12 protein-coding genes are annotated in these 9,167 nt (G+C 38.7%); 10 read left to right on the top strand and 2 right to left on the bottom strand.

Annotated elements, in window-relative coordinates:
* Positions 1-270: 270 nt before the first annotated feature.
* Together dhaQ and dhaS are read right to left on the bottom strand one after the other, a co-directional pair.
* Positions 271-1,260, bottom strand: coding sequence for a DhaKLM operon coactivator DhaQ (dhaQ, locus tag HT724_RS06675; RefSeq protein ID WP_173276709.1), 990 nt, complete (start codon positions 1,258-1,260; stop codon positions 271-273).
* On the bottom strand, positions 1,257-1,787 hold the full coding sequence (gene dhaS, locus HT724_RS06670; RefSeq protein WP_070527476.1) for a dihydroxyacetone kinase transcriptional activator DhaS: 531 nt from the start codon (positions 1,785-1,787) through the stop codon (positions 1,257-1,259). The genes dhaQ and dhaS overlap by 4 nt, the downstream gene beginning before the upstream one ends.
* Before the next feature lie 153 nt (positions 1,788-1,940).
* Here dhaS and dhaK point away from each other — a divergent pair, with 153 nt between their 5' ends.
* The 10 genes from dhaK to HT724_RS06620 all read left to right on the top strand — a co-directional run bounded on the left by dhaK (position 1,941) and on the right by HT724_RS06620 (position 9,166).
* Positions 1,941-2,930, top strand: coding sequence for a dihydroxyacetone kinase subunit DhaK (gene dhaK, locus HT724_RS06665; protein WP_173276710.1), 990 nt, complete (start codon positions 1,941-1,943; stop codon positions 2,928-2,930).
* A gap of 21 nt (positions 2,931-2,951) precedes the next feature.
* Positions 2,952-3,527, top strand: coding sequence for a dihydroxyacetone kinase subunit DhaL (gene dhaL / locus HT724_RS06660; RefSeq protein ID WP_173276711.1), 576 nt, complete (start codon positions 2,952-2,954; stop codon positions 3,525-3,527).
* Complete coding sequence (gene dhaM, locus HT724_RS06655; RefSeq protein WP_173276712.1) at positions 3,527-3,901, top strand: dihydroxyacetone kinase phosphoryl donor subunit DhaM; 375 nt, start codon at positions 3,527-3,529, stop codon at positions 3,899-3,901. Before dhaL ends, dhaM begins: the two co-directional genes overlap by 1 nt.
* Positions 3,902-4,496: 595 nt before the next feature.
* Positions 4,497-5,498 carry a hypothetical protein gene (locus HT724_RS06650; RefSeq protein ID WP_173276713.1) on the top strand — a complete coding sequence of 334 codons (1,002 nt, stop codon included), beginning with the start codon at positions 4,497-4,499 and terminating at the stop codon, positions 5,496-5,498.
* The gene (locus HT724_RS06645; protein WP_000658758.1) at positions 5,495-5,692 is read left to right on the top strand and encodes a hypothetical protein; all 198 of its coding nucleotides are present in this window, start codon (positions 5,495-5,497) and stop codon (positions 5,690-5,692) included. The genes HT724_RS06650 and HT724_RS06645 overlap by 4 nt, the downstream gene beginning before the upstream one ends.
* 37 nt (positions 5,693-5,729) lie before the next feature.
* A complete protein-coding gene (locus tag HT724_RS06640) occupies positions 5,730-6,422 on the top strand; it encodes a YjjG family noncanonical pyrimidine nucleotidase (RefSeq protein WP_173276714.1) in 693 nt (230 codons plus the stop codon).
* A 61-nt stretch (positions 6,423-6,483) separates the two neighbouring features.
* Positions 6,484-7,137 (top strand): uracil-DNA glycosylase, encoded by a 654-nt coding sequence (locus HT724_RS06635; protein WP_173276715.1) that lies wholly within the window; start codon positions 6,484-6,486, stop codon positions 7,135-7,137.
* Between the two features lie 9 nt (positions 7,138-7,146).
* Positions 7,147-7,611, top strand: a complete 465-nt coding sequence (locus HT724_RS06630; protein WP_001135768.1) for an 8-oxo-dGTP diphosphatase — start codon at positions 7,147-7,149, stop codon at positions 7,609-7,611.
* A gap of 12 nt (positions 7,612-7,623) precedes the next feature.
* On the top strand, positions 7,624-8,892 hold the full coding sequence (locus HT724_RS06625; RefSeq protein ID WP_173276716.1) for a dihydroorotase: 1,269 nt from the start codon (positions 7,624-7,626) through the stop codon (positions 8,890-8,892).
* Positions 8,893-8,905: 13 nt separating this feature from the next.
* A complete protein-coding gene (locus HT724_RS06620; RefSeq protein WP_001105920.1) occupies positions 8,906-9,166 on the top strand; it encodes a hypothetical protein in 261 nt (86 codons plus the stop codon).
* The last annotated feature ends 1 nt before the right edge of the window (position 9,167 follow it).

Genomic DNA, 9,167 nt, shown 5'->3' with positions numbered 1-9,167 from the left:
TTTACTACTATATCAAATAAAAATCAAACCATAAAGTTATACTCAAATACAGTCTAATACTCTTTGAAAATCACATCAACCAGTTCAGCTTCCATCTGCTACCTCAAAACAGTGTTTTGAGCTGTCGTCGTCAGTCTTATCTACATCCTCAATTCAGTGATTTTCGCTGCCTGCGGCTAGTTTCCTAGTTTGCTTTTTGATTTTCATTGAGTATAAGATAAAAACAAAGGGCCATCAAGTGATGGATCCCTTTTGAGTTATACAAGCAAATTACCATGCAAAAGCTGTCGTTGAAGCATTGAGCGCTTCTAACCACTGTTTATTTTTTACGGGGCAAAGAGTTACGGATATACCTGCCATATCCAGACTGGTCATAAATGTTCCTGATTTTATAAAGGGAATAGTGACTCCTTCAATTTCTAAGAGTTGAAGGAGATCATTGAGAAATATGCCCATTTCTAGGTTGGTAGTAGGGCCTAGATTATTTACAAGCAATATAAATTGATCACCCTTTTTCCAATGATAGTGCAATCTTAATTTACTTATAATTTCATTTGCAAGGATTTCCGATGATTGGAATGGGACGATACGATAGCCTTCTTCGCCATGTATCCCAATACCATAAGAAATATTTCCTTCTTCCAAGTTAAATAGTGGAAAGGTGGCTTGGGGGAGACTAGCAGCTTTCGTTGCAAAGCCAATTGTTGCGATTTCGGGAGCAAGTTCATGACCTAAATCAGTTAGTTGCTCTATGTCGGCACCATTTTGAGCTGCATATCCTAGAACTTTATGAAGTAAAATTGTCCCTGCAAGCCCTCTTCCTCTAATTTGAAATCTATTGTGAGGTTCAATAGAAATATCGTCGTGTGCTAGACTATAGCCGACCTTAATTCCTTCTTGTCTAGCAGTATTAATGGCCCAGCTAAATTCTTTGATGTCTGCTTCGAAATTTTTTACAATGATGAAGACACCGTGACCATTGTTTAAAAAACGAATGGACTCTAAGATTTCAGTTCTTGTAGGAGGAGTAAATAATTGGCCATAGATAGCAGCAGTAAGCATTCCTTCTCCCACATATCCAATATGCGCAGGTTCGTGACCGGAACCTCCACCCGACAATATTGGAACCTGATGGGGATTACGATTTTTTTGATAGACTAATGGTAAGGTAGGGTGTTTTTCTAATTCGAGATGACTGCTGACAGTTGCCGAAATGTAACTTGAAATAATTTTCTGTTTATGATTTGAAATAAATGTCATTGTGGTCTCTTTCCAATAATTGTCATGATTAGAAAGTCTGGTTGTGGAACTGGACTTTTTTTATTGACGTAAGCCTTCACGATTTCTGCTAGAGCATGTGAATGATAGTCTAACAAAAAACAAGTATAAGCAGATGAATCGATATCAATCTGACCGTATTCTCTTAAAATTTTTGATACAAGCAAGCGACAGTAGCTGATAAATTGGTCATAGAAGTTATTTTGCCCTTGAATATCAAAAAGTTGAATATAAAAGTCACGCTCTTGTTCGAAATAAAAAAATAATTCTTGTAATAGTTTTTGGCCTGAAATGAAGTCCAAGTTATTGGTGATATACTCGGTTAAGTCATTTTCAAATATCCAGTCTAGCAGTTCATATTTGTCAAGAAAGTGATTATAAAAGGTCTGTCTACGAATGCCAGCTGATTCCATGATATCTACAATGGAGATTTTGTCAAATTCTCTAGTAGCTAATAGGTCTCTAAATGCCTTGGCAATCCGTTTTTTTGTAATAAGTGATGATGCCATAGGAAGCCTTTCTTTTACTTACTTCATTTTACCAAAAAAATGTTTTAAACGGGTTTAAAAGGGGACAAATAATAGAATCTGTCCCTTATCATCTAGCAATAAAAAATATATAATGAAAGCGAAAACAAAGATACATGCCGAAAGGAGTTTCTCATGAAAAAAATTATAAATGAACCGACACAAGTTGTTGATGAAATGTTGCAGGGATTGTCATTCATGCATGATGACTTGGTAGAACGCTTAGATGGTTTTGATGTCATCGTTAGAAAGGCAGAAAAGACAGGAAAAGTTGGACTCATTTCAGGTGGAGGTTCAGGACATGAACCAAGTCATGCTGGATTTGTAGGAGATGGAATGTTGTCTTCTGCCATTTGTGGAGCAGTCTTTACCTCACCTACTCCGGACCAAATTTTAGAAGCCATTAAGGCGGCTGATGAAGGTGCTGGAGTTTTCATGGTCATTAAGAACTATTCTGGGGACATCATGAACTTTGAAATTGCACAAGAACTTGCTGAAATGGAAGGTATTGATGTAGCAAGTGTTGTGGTTGATGATGATATCGCTGTTGAAAATAGTCTCTATACCCAAGGCCGTCGAGGTGTTGCAGGTACTATTTTAGTTCATAAAATTTTGGGTAATGCGGCTCGTTCTGGTAAATCATTAGCTGAAATGAAGGACTTGGCCGACAAACTTGTCTTAGAAATTAAAACAATTGGGCTGGCCCTGTCTGGAGCAACCGTTCCTGAAGTTGGGAAACCAGGTTTTGTTTTAGAAGATGATGAATTTGAATATGGAGTTGGTATTCATGGTGAGCCAGGATATAAGAAAGAGAAAATGCAACCCTCAGCACAATTTGCCTCAGAATTGGTTGAAAAACTATCTGAAGGTTTCCAACTTAAAGCTGGTGAACGCTATGGGCTTCTCATTAATGGTTTAGGAAGCACGCCTCTTATGGAGCAATATGTATTTGCAAATGATGTGGCAAAATTGCTCCATGAAAAAGGTGTTCAGTTGGCATTTAAGAAAATTGGAAACTATATGACTTCAATCGATATGGCTGGTTTGTCATTAACATTGATTCGATTGGCAGATGATGAATGGTTGGATGCACTAAATGCGCCTGTTACTACCCCAGCTTGGTAAGACTCAAGGAGGAAATGTCGCATGAATGTTGAACAAGCTCTTGAATGGATGAAGCTTTTTAATGAAAAGATTCAAGAACAGAAAGATTACCTTAGTGAGCTAGACACCCCTATAGGAGATGGAGACCACGGTGGAAATATGGCGCGTGGCATGGCTGCAGTTATGGAAAACTTAGAAGGAAAGCAATTTGAGACCAGCAGTGATGTGTTTAAACTTGTCTCAATGCAACTACTGAGTAAGGTTGGTGGTGCTTCTGGTCCCTTGTATGGCTCTGCTTTTATGGGCATGGCCAAGTGTGATTCAAATTCGAAAATAGAGGAAATCTTACAAAGCGGTTTGGATATGATTGTCAAACGTGGGAAAGCAGAAGTTGGAGAAAAGACAATGGTTGATGTTTGGACTCCTGTTATTGCTGCCTTATCTGTTGACCAGTTGACTCAAGAGGTTATTAATCAGGTAGTGAATACTACCAAAGATTTACTTGCAACTAAAGGAAGGGCATCTTATGTAGGAGAACGTTCTCTTGGACATATTGATCCTGGATCATTCTCATCAGGATTACTCTTTACTTCTCTTTTAGAAACTGGGGTGGTTTAATGGGAAGTATTGGTCTTGTTATCGTTTCACATTCCAAACACATTGCACAAGGTGTCGTTGAACTGATTAGTGAAGTAGCTAAAGATGTTCCGATTACTTATGTAGGAGGAACCGAAGATGGAGGAATTGGAACGAGTTTTGATCAAGTAGATAGGGTTGTTTCCGAAAATCCAGCAGATGCTTTATTAGCTTTTTTTGATCTAGGCTCTGCTAAAATGAACTTAGAAATGGTGGCTGATTTCAGTGATAAAAGTATCGTCATCAATAGGGTTCCGATTGTAGAAGGTGCCTATACTGCAGCTGCTCTTCTTCAGGCTGGTGCAGAACTGTCAGTTATTCAAACACAGTTGTCGGATCTTGAAATCAATAAATAAGGAATTTTACTATAACTCTTTTTATAGGTGGGCTATTGATTATCTCAACTATCAAAGTTTAATACTCAATGAAAATTAAAGAGCAAACTAGGAAGCTAGCCGCAGGCTGTACTTGAGTACGGCAAGGTGAAGCTGACGTGGTTTGAATTTGATTTTCGAAGAGTATAAGTAAATAATTTCAAAATCAGAAAAGGATTGCTTTATGCAGTTCCTTTTTATTTTAACAGGAGTAAAGCTAGAGTGTTTCTAAATTGTGAATCATTCAAAACAGATTGTGATGGGACTATTCTAGCTTTAGAATCCTTCAAAAATTAACATTTAAGGTAATCAATGGCTTAGAATAGTGCGAAAACATTTAATTTATAGGGATTCTAGGTCTAGAATTGCATATATATTTATGAAGCTGGGGTGTTCGATAGTTAGGATTGTTCTATTCTGAAGGATTTGAGCTGTCAATTGTATAGAATAGTATTATTCTATGTTAGATTCCAGTAAAAATGATTGGATAAATAATATTAAAGAAAAATCAAAATCATAATTTTGTTTAATATGGTATAATATCTCTAATAATTTAAACATAATGAGGTAGTAGTTTATGGATGAAGTTTTATTTTTTGGCGAAGATGACTTTGATATTCTTGATATTGACGGTTATGAACTAAAACCCTCATCGTTTTTTAATAAGTTACCAGAAATAGCCAAACCTTTAGTCAAAAATGCAAATAAAATCTTATCTGAAGTAGAAAAAATGTTATATTCTGCTCCAGCCTTTATCAATGTTGTCCAATCTAGTATACCTGAAGAGGTTTTTCAGGCAATTCTTTCTCCAGAACAACGGGAAGCAATTGCTCAAGGAGTGTTAAAATTAATGACAAAGAAAGATGGCTCTCTCTTGGCTGTATTAGTAAACACTAATACTAATAAAGTCATTGGAAATGTGCCATTGAAATCTGTTAAGTTGACACCAGAATTAAATAAAGCGTTAGCCGATTATTCGTCACAAATTCAAATGGCTCAGATTGCAGAGGAGATTCAAAATGTACAATATGCTATTGAAGACGTCAGAAAAGGACAGGAGTCAGATAGACTTGCAATAGCCTATAGTTGTCAACAGAAACTCTTGCAAGCTAGAGAGATATCAGATTCAAACATTAGAACAATGATGTTACTGCAAGTTATTTCAGATGCAGAAGATAGTCGAAATCTCTTAATGCTTAGTCAAAAATCAAATGTAAATTTTATTAAAGAACAACCAGATTCTACTTGGGGTAAGTTATTAAAAGGAGATAAACCAGATAAAATTGAAGCTCGTATGAATGAAATTAGAGATGGATTAGCAGCTGTAAATATCGTTTCACTATCAGCAGCAATAGCCTATAATGAGTTGGGCGAGAAAAAAGCTGCTCAAAAAAGTTTGAATTACTTTGGGAAATTTATTAACGAAACTTATCTCAGTTCTCAGGAATTAGTAGAGAGACTTGATTTACTTGATCCTTCTCCTACAAATTACTGGACAAAAGAATTGCCAAAAATTGAAACTTCTATAATGAAATTACCAAATAAACCAGAATCTATTGAGACAGAGGTGCTAGAATGAAAGAAATAAAAAAATGCAAGACATGTACTAGGGATTTACCATCAAGTTATAAGCACAATAAGTGCGAATCGTGTAGAAACAAAAAAATAGATGAAGCAAAAAAGATACTTAAAGTTGTTGGACAAGTTGGAAGTGTGGTTACTCCAGTTGTAGTTGGTATGTTGATGAATAAAACTAAGAAAAAGAAGAAATAAACTAATCTATTAAGTACCTAGAAAGGAAAACCTCAAATTGTCTTACAAATTTCTATTCTTCGACCTTGACCACACCTTGCTTGATTTTGATGTTGCTGAAGATGTGGCTCTAACGCAACTCCTAAAAGAAGAAGGAGTTGCAGATATTCAGGCCTACAAAGACTTTTACGTTCCTATGAACAAATCTCTCTGGAAGGACTTGGAGCAAAAGAAAATTAGTAAACAAGAGCTGGTTAACACGCGCTTTTCTCGTTTATTTGCTCATTTTGGGCTGGAGAAAGATGGTACATTTCTAGCCCAGCGTTACCAATTTTACTTAGCCCAACAGGGACAAACGATTTCGGGCGCTCATGAACTCTTAGACAGCCTTATCGAGAGAGATTACGAGCTATATGCTGCGACAAATGGCATTACTGCTATCCAGACAGGGCGTTTGGTTCAATCGGGTCTAGCGCCTTATTTCAATAAAGTCTTTATCTCTGAACAGTTACAATCACAAAAGCCTGATGCCCTCTTTTATGAAAAAATCGGTCAGCAGATTGAAGGATTTAGCAAAGAAAAGACGCTGATGATTGGAGATTCCCTAACTGCCGACATTCAAGGTGGCAATAATGCGGGGATTGACACTATCTGGTACAATCCTCATCACCTCGAAAATCACACACAAGCCCAGCCAACCTACGAAGCCCATTCTTACCAAGACTTGCTGGATTGCTTAGATAAACTGTAAAAAGTGGTTTCCATAGCCACTTTTTGCTATAATAGAGGCAGTAAAAACGAAGGAGTCAGCTATGGAACACTCGTCTTGGCATGATTTGATAAAGGAACAATTACCTGAAGGTTATTTCGGGAAAATCAATCAGTTTATGGAGCAGGTCTATTCTCAAGGAACTGTTTATCCACCTAAGGAGAAGGTTTTTCAGGCTCTCTTGACAACACCGCTTGAAGAGGTTAAGGTGGTGATTCTGGGACAGGATCCCTATCACGGGCCAGGTCAAGCGCAGGGCTTGAGTTTTTCTGTACCCGACTCTATCCCAGCTCCACCATCCTTGCAAAATATCTTGAAAGAATTGTCAGATGATATCGGGGTTAAGAAATCTCATGATTTGACAGCTTGGGCTGAGCAAGGAGTCTTGCTTCTCAATGCTTGCTTGACGGTTCCTGCTGGACAGGCCAATGGTCATGCTGGTCAGATATGGGAGCCTTTTACTGATGCTGTGATTCAGGTGGTCAATCATCTAGATAGACCAGTTGTTTTTGTACTCTGGGGAGCTTATGCACGCAAGAAGAAGACCTTGGTTACCAATCCTCATCACCTGGTTATCGAATCAGCCCATCCCAGTCCTTTGTCGGTTTATAGAGGATTTTGGGGTTCCAAGCCTTTTTCCAAGGCCAATGCATTCTTAAAAGAGATAGGACAAGAGCCAATCGATTGGCTTAGATAAGGAGAAAATATGCCTCAGTTAGCGACAATTTGCTACATTGATAACGGGAAAGAACTGCTTATGCTCCACCGTAATAAGAAACCCAATGATGTCCATGAAGGGAAATGGATTGGTGTGGGTGGTAAGCTGGAGCGTGGTGAGACACCTCAGGAATGCGCGGCGCGTGAAATCCTCGAAGAGACGGGACTGAAAGCCAAGCCAGTTCTAAAAGGTGTTATCACTTTTCCTGAATTTACGCCAGATTTAGACTGGTACACATATGTTTTTAAGGTGACGGAGTTCGAGGGTGATTTGATTGACTGTAATGAGGGAACGCTAGAATGGGTTCCCTATGACGAGGTTTTGAGCAAGCCTACTTGGGAAGGTGACCATACCTTTGTTGAGTGGCTTTTAGAGGATAAACCCTTCTTTTCAGCCAAGTTTGTCTATGATGGGGATAAATTGTTGGATACCCAAGTTGATTTCTATGAATAAAGGAGAAAGCAGATGCTACTAATCAAAAATGGTCGTGTAATGGATCCTAAGTCTGGTTTGGATCAGGTATGTGATGTTTTGGTCCGAGATGGGAAAATTGTCAAAATTGCACCTGAGATTAAAGAAGAAGGGGCAGAGGTGCTTGATGCTACTGGTCTAGTCGTTGCTCCTGGCTTGGTCGATATTCATGTGCATTTCCGTGAACCTGGTCAAACCCATAAGGAGGATATTCATACTGGTGCCCTAGCGGCCGCTGCAGGTGGTTTTACAACGGTTGTCATGATGGCTAATACTAGTCCAACCATTTCGGACGTGGAGACTTTGCAAGAAGTTCTCCAGTCAGCTGCCAAAGAGAAGATTAATGTTAAGACGGTTGCGACCATTACTAAGAACTTTAATGGCCAAGACTTGACTGACTTCAAGGCACTCTTAGAAGCTGGAGCTGTTGGTTTTTCTGATGATGGTATTCCGCTTGAAAGTAGTAAAGTTGTAAAGGAAGCCATGGAGGAAGCTAAAAAGCTTAATACCTTTATTAGTCTTCATGAGGAAGATCCAGGTTTGAACGGTATTCTTGGATTTAATGAAAATATCGCTAAAGAACATTTCCATATCTGCGGTGCGACTGGGGTAGCTGAGTATGCTATGATGGCGCGTGATGTCATGATTGCCTATGCAACCAAGGCTCATGTCCATATTCAGCATTTGTCTAAGGAAGAAAGTGTTAAAGTAGTGGAGTTTGCTCAAGGGCTGGGAGCGCAAGTCACAGCAGAAGTAGCGCCACAGCATTTTTCTAAGACCGAAGCGCTCCTTTTGACACAAGGAAGTAATGCCAAGATGAATCCGCCGCTTCGTTTGGAATCAGACCGTCGTGCCGTGATTGAAGGTCTCAAGTCAGGTGTCATCACAGTTATTGCGACTGACCATGCGCCTCATCATGCAGATGAAAAAAATGTCGAGGATATTACCAAAGCACCATCTGGTATGACTGGTTTGGAAACATCCCTATCTCTTGGCTTAACCTATTTGGTGGAAGCTGGTGAGTTAAGCTTGATGGAATTACTTGAAAAAATGACATACAACCCATCCAAGCTTTACAACTTTGAAGCAGGTTACTTGGCTGAGAATGGTCCGGCGGACATCACTATTTTTGATGCTAAGGCTGACCGACTTGTGGACTCCCATTTTGCTTCGAAAGCAGCTAATTCACCCTTTATCGGTGAAACCTTAAAAGGGCAGGTTAAATACACCATATGTAAGGGACAAATCGTCTATCAAGCTTGATAGGAGTTAGAATATGAATTATTTTCGAAAACGTAGGGAGAGAAAAGCAAAATCTAATAGCGGAATTTACTGTCCCGCATCTAATCGTTCTAAAATTCAATATGAAACTAAAGAAAAAGCTGATCATGCGGTTCAATATGATAATGGAGGTTTAGTTAGAAGCTATTATTGTCGTACATGTGCGTGTTGGCATACTACTTCAAAATCTAATAACCCTCCGCTAAGTTTGAAAAACTATGGTCTGAAACTCTTTGGTTTAGATAAATCAGAATAGA

Origin of the sequence: Streptococcus sp. k-402, from assembly GCF_013277515.1 — a bacterium.
GTDB lineage: Bacteria > Bacillota > Bacilli > Lactobacillales > Streptococcaceae > Streptococcus.
The sequence above is the reverse complement of the archived record's forward strand: the minus strand, read 5'-3'. Positions and strand labels throughout refer to the sequence as shown.